Consider the following 18175-nt stretch of genomic DNA (forward strand, 5'->3'; position numbering starts at 1 on the left):
CTCTGTTTATTATGTTATATTTATATATGTTTGCATTATATTTGCCACATTGTTGTCACGCGCTTTATTATGTGAAAATATGATTTTTAATTAACATCTTTATCTATATTAAATTTTAATACTCACTTTGTTGTCTTTCTGGGTAATATTGAATAGTCTATCTCTGCACGAATTGTATCTTTACTTGCGTTTTTTTACAATAAATATGATTGACTGGTAGATGCTTGTCCGGTTTTATTATCCATTCCTTAATTTCAAAGGGGTACAATAATAAGTAGCGAAAATAAAGTAAGAGTCACAGATTTCATGGCTCTTACTTTATTTTATTTATTCTATTCTTCTTCCAAATTGAGCCCTAATTGCATTGCCGATTCCTTTACTACTTTGTAAATTTGTGCCGATTCATCCAATGGATTTAAACTTGTGGTTTTAGCCTTAAAAGAGATTTCTATTTCCAAACCATTATTTTTGAGAGGAACAACAAAGCTGGAGAATAAATCAGTCCAACGCTCAACCGGTACTTTTCCAGAGACTTTGATGGATTTAAATTTCCGTAACTCGTCTACAGGTTGGGAGGGGGCTGTATGCTCCGATTTTTCTCCTGTGGGTGAATTCCAAGCACTTGACTGTTCATCGGTAGAACTTTCTTCAGATTTTGGTTGATTATTAATAGATTTGTCCACTAACCAATATTGCGGATCGGTAACATCTAAGAATGGAACAGATTCATGATGATAAATGTGATTGTAGTTTCCTTGTTCACCACAAGCTACATTAAAATCACCATTCTCGCAATACCTTTGAATACTTTTGCTGACAGTTTCCACTCCACAAATCATGGGTTTGTCATCAAAGCGTAGAAAGGCCTCATATAAGTCGTTAACTTGTATGGGTTGCTCTATTGTAGGGTATAAGCCACTGCTGCGTAAAGTTCCGAGGCCAATTGACTTTTCAAGCAGCCATTCTTCTTCTTTTATATTGTTAAAAAGGTTGCTACTTAGTTGCGTGTTAAAATCTTGTGCAAAATCTTTAATCTCGATTTTCTCTATCCCCTCGCTAACAGAGTATTTACATACAATATTATAAGCTGCAATAAGTAAAGCATTTGCTTGTTTATCGTACTCGGCTTTACGCTCTAAAATATCTTTCTTCTGTTCTGGTTCTATCTGCCCGCTATATTCAGCTTGTATTTTCGCACAAGCCAAATACTCAAGTAGCTTACTATGTAGCATACCTAGACCTATTTCAGAACATGCCAAATATAATATAGTATTTCTGTATATTCGACTACTATAACCTTTATTTTGGGCTATTTGCTCAACTTGCTTTTTGGTTTTGGTATTTATACTTCCTGGTTGTGTTGCATACTCAGGACCGAGTATCACCAATGTAAGACTTTTTTGTTCAGGAATATCATTGGCTGGATTAACCAGTACCTTGATTTTTGATACATTACGGGTTTGTGCATTTAGTCGATTAATAATTTCTCCCGAAATATCCGCTTGACTTATTTCAGCTTTAGCCTGATTTACCAAAATATTGATATTAGGTTTGGATTGAAACCAATAACTGCGTGAACCAACATTGGTGGAATAGAGATAATGAGCTACTTGTTCCAATTTGTTTAATGCACTATTTACTTCACTATGATTAAATGCACTAGGTTTCAAAATACATAGTTTTAGTTCCTCAATAGTCAATCCTTTGTTTTGCAAGTTACCCAATGAAGCCATTAATATGGTAGTGGCTATACCTTGGGTCAAGTTATATTTGCCGATATTGTTGTTAGGATCTTCATTGTCTATTTTATAAGCATTGCTTGAGGTACCTATGACATCGGCATGAATCACTGTTTCCCACTGACTTCCCATCAAGCTGGTTATAGTACCTGTTAATGTTGGCAGATTACTAAGGTTGACATCCGAGGTATGGATTAATGCCTGGGTACCAGTTAATGATCCCCGTCGTGTCCACAAATCCTTCACGATGGATGCTAATAATCGTAATACTCCACGCGTACGCTGGAAACGAGAATCCTGTCCCCATTTTAAACGAAACATATCAATCAATTCCGGATGGAAGGGATAAGATTTGCGCATCTTGTTAATATATTCCATGCGGTCGGCTTGATTGGGTAAATCGGAACGCCGATTATGATATGTATTCTTGTAACGGTTTAAAACAAGCTCTATCACTTGCGGATTCCCAATATTGTCGAATAAACGACGGCGAACGACTTCAAATATTTCTTCATCTTCGACGGGTTTTATACTTGTTCCAACTCGGACAATACGGTTTTCTAAAGCAGTCAGTATCTGTTGACCGATGGCCGATGAAGCAACTTCCGTTGCGCTAGCGGGTAATGTGGCAATTAATACGCAGCGAGGTACAGAAGATACCACTTCAGTCAGTGTTTGCATAAAACCAATAGTCTGATCGGATAGACTTCCTTTTCCTATCATGACTGCCGATGCTTTATTACAATAGTCTGCTAACTCATCAATTAGTATAAGAGCAGGGGCTGACTTTTCCAAAATAGGTCGAAATAAATTGGCTGCCGGTGAAATCCGTTCTATGTCATTCTTTTTAATTAAGTTGTATCCTTCTAAACCTCCTAATTGATAAGCCAGTTCTCCCCATAAGGTATAAATAGTGATTCCATCATCGGTGGTTCTGCCTTGTGATACATCAGTGGTGTTATTGGTAAACACTGCCACTTGCGCATTCTCAAACTGAGGGGCTACTTTACTATCTAAAATATGTTGAGTATAGGCTGAAGAGAGCAGAGATTTTCCAGTTTTTGTAATGTGGTATAAAGAGATCAACGTATGTGTTTTACCACCTCCGAATCCTGTCTGCAGGGAGATTACTCGATTATCGGTTTCTTCGCCGTTCAACGCACGAACAACTCGGTTGGCTATATCGCGCAATCCGGCTGTGATATAGGTTTTTTCAAAGAACATGGTCGGGTTGCTATACACTTCTTGTCCGATGCCCATAGCCACTTCACTAAGGTTTGCTGCAAAAACAGATTCATCCAGTGAGCCGTTGCGGATATCATAATGGGGATATACATTCGTATACCAGGCCGGTAGAGGGGAGTCTTCGGAGAAAGAAACTGTAGAAGAAGCTTCTGTAGTGACAGGTGTCTCTATTTGAATAGTCGGTTCATTTTCTCTATTTTTTATTGTATCTATTTCTGTTACTAAATCAGGCATCTGAAGTAATTTGGCTACTAGTTTCATAGTGCCAAAAGCTCTGTCTATCTCGTCTTCATCCAATGGCTGATAGTGATTGCATTTATTACGTACTTCCTGTATCTCTTGCAGATAGCTGATAAGTTTATTTGCTTCTTTGCTATTTCCCAATTCATCGGTTAGCTCTTGTTTAAAGGCAATGGCAAAGCTTGATAGATTGCTATAATCTACCAGTTGCTTACGGTCACTATCTGCGGATAGCGACTGAACAGCTTTATTCCAGGTGTTTTGTTTGTCCGGTTTAAGCCGTGCAAAGAATATGCCTTCCCAAGGCTCATCCTTAAATTTCTCCAGTAAGAAACCCACGACGAACGGACGCATGGCTTCAATAAAAATACTGAGTGCTTTGGATAAATTATCATTCATAATCATTCTGTATTTATTAAAATCCTAAATTCATTTGTGTAGCTTGACCGGTTATATCCTTCTGGCAAGACTGAATTAGTTCCTCACTATTAGCAAGTAGCTCATTTACTTGTTTAAGGTCATCTCCATCGGGGAGTAACTCTTTTAGGGAGGCCAATACACGCCAAAAACTATTGTTAGCTTCAGAACCTACCAGCTTAATAAGACGCAATAGTTTAGGACGATTTTCTTTAGACCATAGCATCATAGCCTGTTGAACTTGGTCTATCAATGGATCATTGATGTTAGTACCTTGTATTTCGCCCGTGATTCGTTCTGTGTAGGAAGCTAAATGCTGCTTATTCCCATCTTTAATAAGTAAATGATGATGGAATATGTCGCTAACATCTATATTCATTCCGATGCGTGTGAATTTTGCAGCATCATCAAAATCTGTTTCTTCCATACCGTTCATTTGCAACCAGCCAATGTAGAATTTGGTATATTCATCTCCTTCAAAACCTCTGAGCAAAGCATTGAAAGCTGCTGTTTTTGCTAGTTCTAAAAGTTCCGTTACAGTTACTTCGCTTCCATCAGCTTTTTCTACTTTTTCATATTTGCCAAATTCACTTACTGCTTGTCCAAAGCAAGCTGTTAATAGATCGGCGCCGCGGAAACCTAACCCATAAAGTTTTTCTACCTCTTTATTAACTTTTTCTTCAATGGCTCGTTTCACTTGTTTGAAGCTGCCATAACCAGAACGTTCGGAGGGGCGACAGGAAACGGTTACAGAAGATTCAAGTGCGGCACTTGCCAGTCCCAAACTTCTATTTGCCATTTCAGTATCCATAGGCCAGCTGCCTGTTATGTTCATGCGGGCACTTAGAATAGAATTACACAACGTGGTCCATGCTTCTGTTGTTTGGTGAGCAAACATTATACTGACTATATCAGACGTTTGTTGTTCTATTGCATCAAATATATCTGTGAGCTTCTTTTCAAAGTATAATTTAGCTTCTTGTTCGCTATTGTTATGATGATGTTTTAGCGCAGTACACTCCTCTGATTTAGGTGTTTGCGGTGTTGAAAAGTTTAATGGATATGTATCATTTAATGTTCGCTTTAGCCAAACGTAGAAAAAATCTGATATATCAGCATACGCAATCGCATCATAATATGGAGGATCTGTAACCACAGCAGTCAGCTGTTTACCTCCAAATTGGCTTCTTTCTCCACTTGATGCATTTTTTAAATTAGTACAAAAAGAAGAATTACTTTCTGATTCTATATATCGCAGTATCCATTCAAGTTGGTTTGTTGCGCTGCCAGAACTACTACAGAAAGGATTGGATTCCGGATAATCGAAAACCATGGCAATAGCTTGTCTGCTGAATGGATGTTCAATAGTTTCACGGCCATTATGCCATCTTCCCAATGAAGTATTAGCTACAGCAATTCGATCAATCCAGATTGCTAGGTAAGTGTAAAGAGCTTGAGTATATTGTGTCAGCTCTATTCTCTTTTTTAAAAGAGAGAAGCTTTTTGTAAATGATTGGAGCATAAATAGCTGACGGTCAGAGAACATGTCTCCATAAATTTCTATTCCCCATCCTGGAGTATTGAAATTTCTATTATTTTCAACAGCCATTCTATCTGTAGGCTTATCTATATTTTCAGATTGTGGCTTAATGTATTCATTTTTACTTGATGATGTATACAGCTTTCCACTATTTGTTTCAGAAATGATTGCTAATAAAACTTCTTTAGATGTTTTTACCTTAAACTGTTGTTTAACCTGATTTACAGCTGTAATGCTTCCACAGCAAGGGCAAGTCATGTTTCCCCGATTATTCCATCCTTCTTTTATTGAACAAACTCCTTCCTTAATCTCAAATTGAATATCTGTCCCATTAATGATAGGATTCAAATACACCTTCTTCGATGAAGTATTCACCAAATAGAATTGTTTCAACAAGGGCACTTCTGCTTTGCAGCTTGGATTAGAGCAAGTAGCAGTTCTTGCCCAATAGTAGGCGATTGGTTTGTTCCCATTTTCATCAGCAGGATATAAATGTCCTACCTCTTTCTCTGTCATAGCCAACAATTGTTTGGCATAGTATTCCACATCAAAAGAAAGTCTGTTGGGAATATCTATAATGCCGTTGCTAATAGAAATTCCCTTGGCAATGAGTATATCTATACCCTCTTTCCCGTAAATACGACGAAATTCCTCTTCTGTATATCGTATGGGCTTACCATATTTTTGCGGAAACTCTACACTTCCTTTTTCAATGATATGGGCAACCGGATTAATATCATTGCCATAGCTGCGACATCCCAAACGTGCTGCCTCTAAAGGTATAGCACCTCCACCCGCAAATGGATCAAACACACTTGGCATCTGTTTTTGAAAACAATCAATTGCAGTTTGTAGCGCAGTCTCCTTTTCTTTTATGATATCAGTTTCTAAATGACGGTCTATACAACTATAGAGATTGTTTTCAGCTTCTTCAATAGCTTGATAGGCAGCATCAAATGATTGACTTAACGAAATAAAAGAAGCATTAGGATTCTGTCCTGCATTGTATGCAACCCAGATTAACTTTCTTGCTTTTGTCAAAACAACCTTATCATTCTTACTTTCCCATTTTATCAGGCAACCTTCACTTAACTGCTCTTTCGAAGCTGTATTTTTGCCTTTCAACATATTAGCTTGACAGACTGGAGAAAACTTGCCTATAAACATCAGCAAACGATTGCGCAGATTGTCCGGCATTGGATCGTATATGGCAGTATATGGAATATCCGGATAAGGTGCATAAAGTGGATCGTTTCCTAACAACTCCTGTATAGCATCTTTAAAAGCCTGCGGACATTGTTCATCTAATGGGTCTGGTACCAGACTGGCAAAGATTACAGCCCTGCACACAGGAAGTGGACGGCGTGCCCACCATAAATGTAAAGTAGAAATGTGCCCGTGACGAATAGATTTATCACGTACACTTTCAGCCGATATTTCTTTAATCGGCATAGCTACCTCTATTAGCTTTTTTGCTTTTGTCATATCTATGTTTTCTTATTTTTCAGTTTTATTTCTCCATTCATCCAGTGGCAGGTAGTATTGTACTCCTTTATCTTTCCGTTCAAAGATGAGCTTCTTGGCTGGGTTTTGAATACGGTGCAATTGTGGCTTAGATTTGCAATTCACTACAATATAAAGCCATGCACTGTTTCCTAGTTGTGCCAACCGGTTCATTTCATTCTCCGACAGCATAACTCCATCGATTCCTGAACGCCCTTTGACCTCAATATACCGTTTAATATCCAACTTGTTGATGCTCCGGATATCATATCCTAAGTTTTGGCTGGAAACATCTTCCGCTTGCCATTCATTGGCAGCCTCATACTCGATAGCCATGTTTATAGCTATGGCTTCTACTTCATCGTCTCTTTTCATACCATAATGTTGCTCATACTCCATTTGGCTGAGGGGGACGACATAAGCACATCCCAATATTTCCGGAGCTTTGGGATTTATCTGAACCATTTGCTCCATTTCGCGTATGCGTTCATCTTTTTTGCGGAGTAGTTCTGCTTTTCGTTCCATCTTATGCAGCAGCTTTTCCTGTATTTTTATGTCTCCCAATAACACCTTACCTTGCAATTCATTAATTTCAATGTCCAGATCCATGATAATCTGACTGAATGCAGTCTGCAGATATTCTTTCCGCTTTGCAGCATCTGATTCTACAATCTCTTGCGTAGAGGTGAACAGAGGTAAAGTGATATTCTCGAATGCCCATTCGGTGACTTCTTCATTACCTATAAGAGCAGGAGGAGTGATTTGTTTGGCAAATTGAAGAGGGGCATGCAGATCCAGAAACTTGGCTGGTGAAGTTACATGAAACACTCCATTATTATTTTGATAAACAAAACTAAGTTGTTCATTTGCTATACTGTCATCTCCTTTGTTGGGACGGTTGTCTGTAATTTGATTTTTAACGTAAAAAGCAAAATAGTCTTCAGTATCTTCTGGTGAAACAAGAATCGTACCTTTCAGCATTTCGTCTCTGAAAGAATCGCGTACACAATCAATGAGTGCATCAAACAAAGCGTTACCCGGATTGATATAGTGTACCTTACCCAATATGGCATTGGTGTTCTGATAGTCCAGGAATATGTGCTTATCGAAGCAGAACAATAATTTATTGATATTTTCAGCATAGATATTATAATCATCTTTTAGACGTTTGGAAAGTACATCCGGAATGTTTTCCATTTGATAAATTCCGTCCTGTATCATCCTATATTTGCCATCTAAGTAGCTGAAAGTCCTTTCAAAAAACAGATGAATATAAATCGGTTGCAATCGTTTCTCGTCAGAATGTTCTTTGAGGATACGGGCATCTTTATAATCGACTTCACTATGGGCGATTACTTTTTGTTGTTCTTCTATCTTATTCCGAAATACTTTCTCAATGATGGTTTCATCCTGCTCTATAAACTTATCAAAGGAAGATTCTTTTCCATCAAAGACGGAAGCTATAATAGCATCCAGACTAACATCCTTCAGTACATCTTGAATAACATCATAAACGCGGTCATCACCCATGCTTTGACGAATAATATCCAACTTTATCAGTAAACGGGACAATACTTGTCCTTCCCGAGTGTTGTCCGCCACCATATTGAATACCAGTACATCATTTTTTTGTCCATAGCGGTGGATACGTCCCATGCGTTGTTCTAAGCGATTAGGGTTCCATGGGATATCCCAATTTATTAGCAATCTACAAAATTGAAGATTGATACCTTCGCCGGCAGCATCAGTTGCAATGAGTATTTGGGTTTCAGGAGACATGAAATCCCATTGTGCCTGGCGGCGTTCATCAACCGATAAGCCTCCATGAATGACTGCTACTTTATAGCCGTTGTTGCTTAAACGTTCTCTCAAATAGAGCAATGTGTCCTTGTGCTCTGTGAAAATAACCAGTTTTTCACCATTGATAACTCCCTGACTTTTCAAGAGCTCTTTTAGCTCAATGTATTTCTTTTCTTCTTGATTTTGATTGTACAGGTTGTTCGCCATCTCATAAAGACGTTTCACTTCTTGAGCTTCGGTCTGTATCTCTGCTAAACTTTTTGAAGTGGTGAACAGTTTGAATTTTCGAGGGTCAGATAGGATACCATCCAACGCATCCCGTTCATCGTCTTCCAGGTCATCGTATTGGTCGATGCTATCCACATCCAGTTCTTCTAACTTCTGACGTTGTTTCCATATGTTAGGATTCTTGCCTACTTCATCCACTATGCCTTGTAACGCAATCCAACGTTTGTATAATGTGTTTTTGATGGCAAAAATAGAACTGACTAATCGTCGTTGCATTACAGCCAAAGCCAAAGATACATGAATGTTCCTTGTTTCGGCTGCTTCTTCTTTCTGCTTGGTCAGATAGTTGGTAACATTGTCATAGAGTCGCTTCTCTTCTGGTGTCAATTGAAAAGATACTGTTCTGGTATATCGATCCTTGTATAGATTGTTGCCATTCCAGTCTTTCATGTCCTCCTTTAATCGGCGTATGAAAAACTTATTCAGCCCATCTTTACTTAATTCTTTTACTCTGTCGGCAGCAATATCCTCTGTTGCAAAGATATCTTCGTCTAATAATTGAAGAAGTTTTTTGAACGTATCAGTTCTTCCTCTATGTGGGGTAGCTGTCAACAGCAAGATGTGTTCACATTGTTGAGAAAGTAAGTGTGCAGCTTCATATCGCTTTGACTTATATGTTTTTTGCCCATATTCATAAGCCGATAGCTTATGAGCTTCATCAAAGATGACTATATCCCAGTTTGTATTGCTGACAATGTTCAACACATCCTCCCGACAAATGAAATCAATAGAAGCTACCACTTTATTTGCCGAGCGAAAAATGGTAGGGTCAGCATTAAAAATACTTCTATTGACAAGCGTAAACGGAATATTAAATTTTACTCCCATTTCATCTTCTTGCCATTGTTTGGTCAGGCCGCCTGGGGTGATAATAAGTATACGCTCAATGATCTTTCGCATTAATAGTTCCTTCAATAATAAGCCTGCCATAATTGTTTTTCCTGCACCTGTATCATCTGCCAGCAGAAAACGTATCTTAGGTTGGGGAAGCAAAAATTTGTATACGGCTTCTACTTGGTGGGGTAGTGGATCTACAACACTACAATTGATGGCAAATAGAGGATCAAATTGATAAGCGGAATTTATTCTTTCTGCTTCTGCAAATAATACAAATTTATCGGGATCGCCCTTGAAATTGAACTCTCCATCAGATGTCAATACTTCTAAAGAACTGAACTGTTCTTCTGTAATCACCTTGGAACTGCTTTTATTCGTATTTACTCCTGTAAATTTGAGCGAATACATAGTTCCTAATTTCTGTATTTTGTTAACAACAACAGCTTCTGTTGGTATTAGATTCTTTATTATATTGCCGACTTCAATCATTGTTAGAGGATTTTATAAGATCTTTTACGTCCATTTGAAGGACTTCTGCTATCTGAAATAAGACTTCCAAACTGGTCTGTCTTCTATTGCAAACATAAGAATTGACAATACAGAAACTTTTTCCAGTTTTTTTGCCAGCTAGGTTTGTTTGATACCTTTTCTTCAAATACTTTTTTTATCCGATTCATGGTTTTGTCCATTACAAAATTCTTAATTGTTAAACAAAGATATAAAACAATCTGCTATAAAAAGAGAAAAGAGGATGATTATTTCTCTTGGGAGGGTAAAAAAGAGGTGTAAAGTGTCTACTTAATATCCTTGTTTCATGGTATCACAGGTCTGATATACTATCTATTTGGATTAGAAAACTCTTTATACGAAAATGACGATATGCTCAGCTACAAAGTGCAATATCCATCTAATAGATGGAGGCACTTCGATGTTGAAAGCTGTGACAGATGAGTAGAGAATTAGCCGCGAACTGACGAATAAGGAAATGAATACATAAAGACACAATGAAACAATGAACTGACGGACAGGGAGAATTAACAACGGGTGGCTTTGCCAGTTAATCAGATTGTAGTGTCAAAATAGGTAGAGATGAATTATAATCAGGGAATGGAACAAAGAATAGCCACATTTACTTTTTTTATATAACTTGGGTGTAACAGAATTTATTGAAGGAAGACCCTCGGGTGTTACTTGCGTCTCAAATGCATCCTATCAGTGTCTTTCTAAGATATTTATTTCCATGTATTACCTTTCGGGATTTAATTTTATTGGCACTTTCTTCATTACGAGCTTAAATCCCTGCTAAGAGACTAATGCGGAAGCCGTGAGAGACGATTTCATATCCACTTTGCGTTCTACAATAATAGTAGTAGCTGACCACTGTTTGCCCTAGGGGATTGTTTGTGAGTTATTTTGAAAGGTACTTATTGCTAAGCTCATTCATTTTCAATAGGCATTCTACCTTGTGTATTTTTGCTGAATCGATTTCCATCTTCAACTGCCGTATTACATCCACACCCGTTTCATTGACAATTCCGATTAGTGCATCTTTTATAATATCCGGTCCAACACGGTTAAGAGTACGTCTATGTATCTGCTCTAATAATACTTCGGGGCTGTCACGCCATTAAGTATACACTCCAATGCATTTTTATAACTTTTTGAATCTGTTATTACACCATTGTAGACAGACATTCAACTTGGGAAATTTATAGACAAATTTTTTGTTTAAGTCGAATATCCGACGGTCATACTGACAAAGGTGCTGAATTCCCGTTACTCTTCCTGCCAGGAAATAGTTTAATATAATAGGAATTCTCTAACTTTAGTGAAAAATAATTTTCATGAACTCGCCAAATAGGTATCCGATAGACTCTGGTACTTTGTTATTGCAACTTCGCCTATTGCATTTTCAATTAATAAATTGCGAAATTTGTCTAATTTACTAGTTAAGATACCAAACTTCTCTTGAATTTTATCTCCATTCTCACCTAATATGCACACAAAAACACTATCATTGTGAACTTCAACCACAATTTTTCTCATGGGACATAAGATTTATGGCATAGATCACGGTAAATAAAAAAGTATTTGTGGCTCACACACTGAGACCACTTCACCAACAAGGATGAGAGTAGTCTTGTTTTTTATCTAAGCTTAGGAACAGGATTCAATTATAAAACTCGCATCTTGTAGTTTCCCACTTTACACAAAATAGTGGACGGCGTAAGATATAAGATAATTATAGCTGAATCCTGTTTCTTATTTATATAATATTTTGAGCACTTCCTATTAAACAAAACTGTATGGTGAACTTTTTGTCGTCATTATCTTCCCTAAAAGTATTTCTACTTTACCTTTTTTGTTAATTCATTTAATTGTTCTTGAGCTTTATATATTTCCAAACGTTCCTTGAGAAATTAAAAAATTGAAGGGTGAACGGAGAACTCGTTTATCTTATTCCAACCATCCCCCAGCGAGTATATCAGTTCGTTGACAAAAGCCTCGTCAGGGGTTATGTCGCTGAGTATTTCTCGCACATACACTTTGTGGTTAATAGAATGAAAATTACCCTTTGTATTTGGACCAGCGCAATACTTCCACAACTTCGCATCCTGTTTCCAGTAATGTACATTAACGCATGCAGCCAATGTTTCCTCGCTGCGACCTGCAGTTCTGAAGTCTTGCCCTTTCTTGATATTATACTTACTAGTTACAAGTCGCATCAGTTTCCGGGTAAGTTTCTCTTCCGGTGGAGCTTCCTTACCTAGTTTCTTAATGTCTGAATAGAACAAGTCATGGGACACATTATCTGCATATTCGCGAATACGCTGCTTGCATAGTACCTTCGACTCATTGCTTTGCACCATATCCATAAGGTCATGGTATACCTCAACTGGTACTTGTACATTCTTTAATCTCACGAGTGCCTGGTGTATTTCCTCCATTTCAGGGAATACAAACTCACAAGTGTCATAAATGTTGTATGTGATACCATCCTTCTCAATACAATAGATAAAGTTCTCGTTATATCCCTTCTTAAATGCAGGAATATGATATTCGTGCGATTCAAAATTCTCTCCCAAAACTGTAATCACGCCATCGTGAGCCAATCGAGGTTCTCCAACCTTGTAAGCTATCGATCCGTCTTTGGCTATGGTAAGTTGTGCAAAGTAATACAGATTATTTTTCTTTTTCTCTGCATACGTGATGACGCATCCTTTGAAACGTTCTATCATATACTGAGGCAGTGCCTCTCTTATACAATAGTCCTTAATCAGTATCTGACGGAAGATATTCTTGATAGTGGCCGCCTCAATCTCAGATTTAATCATCACATCTTGGGTAGGAATTTTCTTTTCTATCAGTTCCATTTTCTCTTTCAAATGTCTATAATCCAAAGTTTGGTGTTCGCTATCAGAAAGTTTTTCCTCCTGGTCTTTGTCACCAACGATACGAATGCAGATTTGTTTTCTACGCTTGTCCTTCTCATGCCAACCTTCAAAGCTATTGCCAAACAGCTTTTTGATGTACTCCCTTGATTTCTGCTCTATCAAATTTCGTAACTTTTCTACACCTGTTTCGGTGGTATGACAGGCTATCTCAATCCATGAGGTAGAGAGCATATCACGCAACAGTTCATCTTCTTTCCTGAACTCTGCATCCTGTGCTTTCAATAATGTAGGCTTTTTGTACTCTATTGGATTAACAGACACGTACTTCAAATAGGTTGTAAGAAAGTCCTGCAGCACACTTCGAATAAGATAAGCCTGCGATTCCTCAAAGTGTTCTATATCACTGAATCCTAGGAAAGGTATGTGGTTCTTGTTACCTTTTCTAAAAACAGACGGATGGTTATAGTATTCCTTCGTTCCCTTCTTTTTCTTGGAAGAAAAATAGATTCGTTTTTCATCAAACTCCAAATGATATACCGGAGAATCTTTCTTGTTATTCTTTTTTACCTTATCTTCCTCGGCAAAAGTCAATGTGCGCGCAGTCAAGAGATTATCGTAATCGAAACTAATATGCAGGCCCAACTCCTCACCCGCACTTCTCCCTTTATTATATATGCTACTGCAAGTGCCACAAATTAGTTTACCATGGGCATAGCTCAAGGTTTTATTACGATTTGGAATCATTGACAACAATAGGTTTAGCATATTGTTAGTATGGATACCTTCATCGTAAGCAGGACGATAGGTAATCTGTTTAATTTTGACATTAACTTTCTTCAGACATTCCTGCAGCAGTGCCATTGTGAGTTTCTCCTTCTTTCCACCCTGAACCGCTTGTACTCGTCGAGTGTCAGCCGCAATGTCTTGGAGTCGAGCGCCATCGTGACCGAATCCACCCGCATGTGCTTCACCTCCGAAAGCAGCGCGTACTATTCGATTGGTAACGGTCCCGTTCCGTCCTCAGCCGCACGGCATGACTGTGTTGCAACCATACGACACCACCGAGAATCACGACAGCAGCCAACGGGCATTTTACCGGAATTCTATTCATAGGTCATCGTATTCTCAGGGATAAACCATAGAAAATCATCCAAATATGCCTCCTTTAATAGCACCAGCGCACCGCGGTTTTTCTTCCTTCTGGAAGCGAGGTCTTCCACGACCAATCCGTGCCGGTCCGCCAGTTCGTCGAGTCTCAACTCGGAAAGCTCCGCCGAGACTACGTTTCACGTTTATTGGGGGGCAATGTATCAATAATATTCATTCGGAGTATCTGTAAAAATGTTATATGCCGGATATGGGTTCGGTATACTTCGCCTGAGAGGTTCTTTTTGCAGAAGTAGTTTTTTGAGTATAATGGTAAATATATTAATTATTAGATACTATATTTGGATTTAAGCGTTAATATATTTACTTTTGTGCTATGATGACAAATTCTATAACCCGGGCGATGTCCAATCCGGAGATTATTGCGGAGTTGGGCAGAAGATTCAAGGAATACAGGCTGGCTGGCAAGCTCACCCAAAAAGAGGCCGCCGAGCAGGCCGGTGTAAGCCTTGTTACTTTACGGCAGTTTGAGAATGGAAATGCCTGTAACATCAACATGGGTAATTTTCTTGCACTCCTACGGGTAGCGGACTGTCTGGAACAAATGGATGAGCTGTTGCCAGAAATACCTGTTTCGGCATACGTGCTGGAAGAAATGAAGAGTAAAAAACCGAAAAGGGTGAGACATGGAAAATAATATTGTGAATGTTATGCTATGGGGTGAAGAGGTAGGGAAGCTTTATTGGGACGAAAGGAACAGAAGGGCCATCTTCAACTATCATCCGGATTTCGTAAAGAAAGGCTTGGAAATAGCTCCGCTGACCGCTTCTGTCAAGGGTGGGGCAGCAAAAGGTATGCCTATATCCGGCAATAAGGATAAACTCTATCAGGGATTGCCGCCGTTTCTGGCAGACTCTTTGCCTGACCGGTGGGGAAATATGGTTTTTGACCGGTGGGCCGCGCAGAACCGTATCCCGAAACGTATGCTCACTCCGGTAGATAAGCTCTCTTTCATCGGGAAACGAGGGATGGGGGCTTTTGAGTTCGTTCCAGCCACTCCCGGACTGGAATCTTCTTCTGCTCTTCAGATAGACAGTTTGTACCAACTGTCACGCCGTATTTTTGAAGAACGGGAAGAGGTGTCGGTGCAAGAAGACGAGACGTTGCATCTGCAAAGTATCTATGAGGTAGGAACTTCTGCCGGGGGACAGCACCCGAAAGCCATTATCGCCATTCATGAAACCACACATGATATACGTTCGGGCCAGGTGCCCTTGCCCGAAGGCTATACTTATTACATCCTGAAATTTTCGGAAGGAGAAGATTTTCCTTTTACACAAATGGAAATGGCGTACTATGAGATGGCAAAGGAAGCCGGAGTGACCATGATGCCCTCGCGGCTTATTGAGATAGAGGGGAAATATCACTTTCTGACGGAACGCTATGACAGGATAAACGGGGAGAAAGTACACACTCAGACGCTTGCTGCGATGAATCCCGATGCAACAAGTTATGAAGATTTGTTCGAAGTGTGCCGGAGGCTGAATATTCCGGCCAGTGAGCAATCGGAACTCTACCGCCGGATGGTATTCAATGTAATGGGTGGTAATGTGGATGACCACATCAAGAATTTTTCTTTCCTGATGGAGAAAGACGGGAAATGGCATATTACTCCGGCATACGATGTAACATTTACCACTAATTTGGACGGTGCAGCATACGAAAACATACACTGTATGAGTATTGCCGGAAAGAATGATGAAATAGTAGAAGATGACCTGCTACAGTTTGCGAAGCTGAACGGTATAAAGAATGCAAAAAAGATAATAGATGAAGTGGGTATTGCCATCGGCCATTTCTATGATCATGCCTCTGACCTGCAGATAGACGACTACTGGAAGAACCGTATAGAGCAATATCTTTCGAGCTTAGTGCCTCTGGAGATAGGAGAGGCTATGAGGCATTATTTGCCTACACTTGTAGAGCCGTATGAAACAGAAGACAACCTACAGGTATCGGAGGTTAACATCATAGAGAATACTCGGCATGACTTCCGCATAGAAGCAATGATTAACGGAAAACGGCAAAAATATATTGCCGGTCGTAAAAGTGATTTGGCCGCTGAAATCATAGCTAAGGGCAGAAACAAGATGCCTACGGAGGATAAGAAAGCACTTGTGGAACGGCTGTTGCTGCCTTTGGCAAGAAGGGATAGTGAGAAAACAAATAGCAATAGCAGGAGATAGACTGTTGTGAACCGTTGGATACGTGAGCCAGCGGTTTTTATATGGGGGGAGTAGTAGGTTTGGAATGTAGCCAGTAGGTAACTGGCTTTTTTTGTATATTGTATACAGGTAAAACATTATGAATTCATGGAATTTGAGGGACTAAAACAAGATGGATACATTTATTGCAAAACAAACTTTGTACAATAGCAGGAGTACATTCTGTAAAATTGAGATGCTTGCGGCTATCAATGGTTCAAAAATAAAATATTTATAATTTTTTAAACAGAGAAAACGCTGTTCTGTTTCTATGAATTTACATCTGATTATCAAATTATTAACTTAATAATAGTAGATATGAAAAGAAAGCTGTAAGAACATGCAATGACTCCAAACGTTTTATATGGTATTTATTACGTATGTCGCCTGAGTATGAATATTGTACGTAAACCTATTGTAGAAGAAGGTGTGTTTTCGGAAACAGAACTAGGTATCATCGGTTCCTGCCTCTTCTTTGTCTACGCCGTAGGAAAGTTGACAAATGGTTTTCTGGCTGACCGTAGTAATGTAAGGCGCTTCATGTCAACCGACCTGCTCTGTTCTGCCTTAATTCATTTGCTATTGGGGTTTACAAACTCTTTTTATGCCTTCGTCCTTCTTTGGGGATTGAATGGATGGTTTCAGTCAATGGGGGCTGCATCGGGAGTTGTTTCCTTGAGTCGCTGGTACAACAGCAAAGAATGCGGAACCTATTATGGCTTCTGGTCGGCCAGCCATAACATCGGTGAGGCTTTTACTTTCATGACAATCGCCTTGATTGTAGGTTGGATGGGATGGAGGTATGGAATGATTGGTGCAGGGGAGATCGGCTTGCTTGGGTTCCTGATGATGATTACCTTTATGAGGGATACTCCTCAAAGCCAGGGGTTCTTGTTGGGCAACGAGGCACCCGCTCCCAATGGTAATGCCAAGAAACAGTAGGAAGAATTTAGTCGTGCCCAGAAAGCGGTACTTCGTAATCCTGCCATTTGGATATTGGCACTTAGCAGTGCTTTCATGTATATCAGCCGATATGCCGTGAATAGCTGGGGAGTGTTCTATTTAGAAGCGCAGAAAGGTTATTCCACGTTGGATGCCAGTTTTATTATTTCCATAAGTTCCATTTGTGGAATAGTCGGTACCGTTTTTTCGGGTATTATTTCTGATGAGCTGTTTGCAGGAAGCCGTAATTTTCCCGCATTAATCTTTGGACTGATGAATGTGATAGCTAGCATAATTGTATTCTTTTCATACGTTGTTTTCTAATGCAAACTTATATAAAAAACTTGATTTATAAGCGTGTTCAATAAAAATAAAGACCACTCCGTTCGTTCATATTTCGAGATTCCCGAACATTTAGTATCTTTCAAGTGCTAAAAAATAGTACTAATTATATGAGGAACGTATGTGGTCTTAATGTGCATAAAGATAATGTGTTTATGTGCATTCTCAAAGAAAATGGTGATAAAATTGAAGAAAAGTTTGGTGTATTAACTCCTGAGCATATCTTTTATTTCAAGTGCCGATAATATGCTGAAGTAATCTTCTTCGTTTATCTTACATAATCGACAAAAGATTTTCTTATTTGCTCCTTCAGGTAGTAAATTTGTAAAGAAGGGGAACAAGTATTGGCTTGTGTACGATTGGTGAGACTTAGATAAAGTCAATGAGATGGCAGGAAGGGAAGGATTGATAAAATAACCATCATCATAACAAAACGTATATTCTTGTTTTGAATGTTCAGTAAGTAATCCGGCGTAAATATGATTACAGAATATTTTTAATTCTCTCATAGGTGTT

Annotated in this window: 9 protein-coding genes and 2 pseudogenes; 4 read left to right on the forward strand and 7 right to left on the reverse strand. The window is 38.9% G+C overall.

From position 1 onward, the window contains the following. Nucleotides 1-332: 332 nt before the first annotated feature. The 6 genes from KQP79_RS07005 to KQP79_RS07035 form a co-directional block, all read right to left on the reverse strand. Nucleotides 333-3623 carry a DUF499 domain-containing protein gene (locus KQP79_RS07005; protein WP_032849356.1) on the reverse strand — a complete coding sequence of 1097 codons (3291 nt, stop codon included), beginning with the start codon at nt 3621-3623 and terminating at the stop codon, nt 333-335. Nucleotides 3624-3639: 16 nt separating this feature from the next. Then, a complete protein-coding gene (locus KQP79_RS07010; protein ID WP_138343593.1) occupies nt 3640-6666 on the reverse strand; it encodes a DUF1156 domain-containing protein in 3027 nt (1008 codons plus the stop codon). Between the two features lie 12 nt (nt 6667-6678). Next, a complete protein-coding gene (locus tag KQP79_RS07015; RefSeq protein WP_061447628.1) occupies nt 6679-10098 on the reverse strand; it encodes a helicase-related protein in 3420 nt (1139 codons plus the stop codon). Between the two features lie 1353 nt (nt 10099-11451). Then, nucleotides 11452-11655: a hypothetical protein gene (locus KQP79_RS07025; protein ID WP_008775111.1), complete on the reverse strand. Its 204-nt coding sequence runs from the start codon at nt 11653-11655 to the stop codon at nt 11452-11454. Between the two features lie 374 nt (nt 11656-12029). Next, on the reverse strand, nt 12030-13865 hold the full coding sequence (locus KQP79_RS07030; protein ID WP_008775110.1) for a hypothetical protein: 1836 nt from the start codon (nt 13863-13865) through the stop codon (nt 12030-12032). Nucleotides 13866-13971: 106 nt separating this feature from the next. Continuing rightward, complete coding sequence (locus KQP79_RS07035) at nt 13972-14115, reverse strand: hypothetical protein (RefSeq protein WP_162864672.1); 144 nt, start codon at nt 14113-14115, stop codon at nt 13972-13974. A 372-nt stretch (nt 14116-14487) separates the two neighbouring features. On the opposite strand from KQP79_RS07035, the gene KQP79_RS07040 reads away from it, so the two are divergent. The 4 genes and pseudogenes from KQP79_RS07040 to KQP79_RS07055 form a co-directional block, all read left to right on the forward strand. Next, complete coding sequence (locus KQP79_RS07040) at nt 14488-14808, forward strand: helix-turn-helix domain-containing protein (protein ID WP_032849336.1); 321 nt, start codon at nt 14488-14490, stop codon at nt 14806-14808. Continuing rightward, on the forward strand, nt 14798-16357 hold the full coding sequence (locus KQP79_RS07045) for a type II toxin-antitoxin system HipA family toxin (protein ID WP_032849335.1): 1560 nt from the start codon (nt 14798-14800) through the stop codon (nt 16355-16357). The genes KQP79_RS07040 and KQP79_RS07045 overlap by 11 nt, the downstream gene beginning before the upstream one ends. Nucleotides 16358-16720: 363 nt before the next feature. After that, nucleotides 16721-17605 (forward strand): annotated as a pseudogene (locus KQP79_RS07050) (MFS transporter); the annotation flags it as partial. Between the two features lie 164 nt (nt 17606-17769). Beyond that, nucleotides 17770-17877, forward strand: a pseudogene (locus tag KQP79_RS07055) (IS110 family transposase); the annotation flags it as partial. Here KQP79_RS07055 and KQP79_RS07060 read toward each other — a convergent pair. After that, on the reverse strand, nt 17866-18168 hold the full coding sequence (locus KQP79_RS07060) for a HipA N-terminal domain-containing protein (RefSeq protein ID WP_008775103.1): 303 nt from the start codon (nt 18166-18168) through the stop codon (nt 17866-17868). The pseudogene KQP79_RS07055 and the gene KQP79_RS07060 overlap by 12 nt on opposite strands. Nucleotides 18169-18175: the final 7 nt, after the last annotated feature.

The sequence above is a fragment of the Bacteroides sp. DH3716P genome (genome assembly GCF_025914115.1).
Lineage (GTDB): Bacteria > Bacteroidota > Bacteroidia > Bacteroidales > Bacteroidaceae > Bacteroides > Bacteroides ovatus.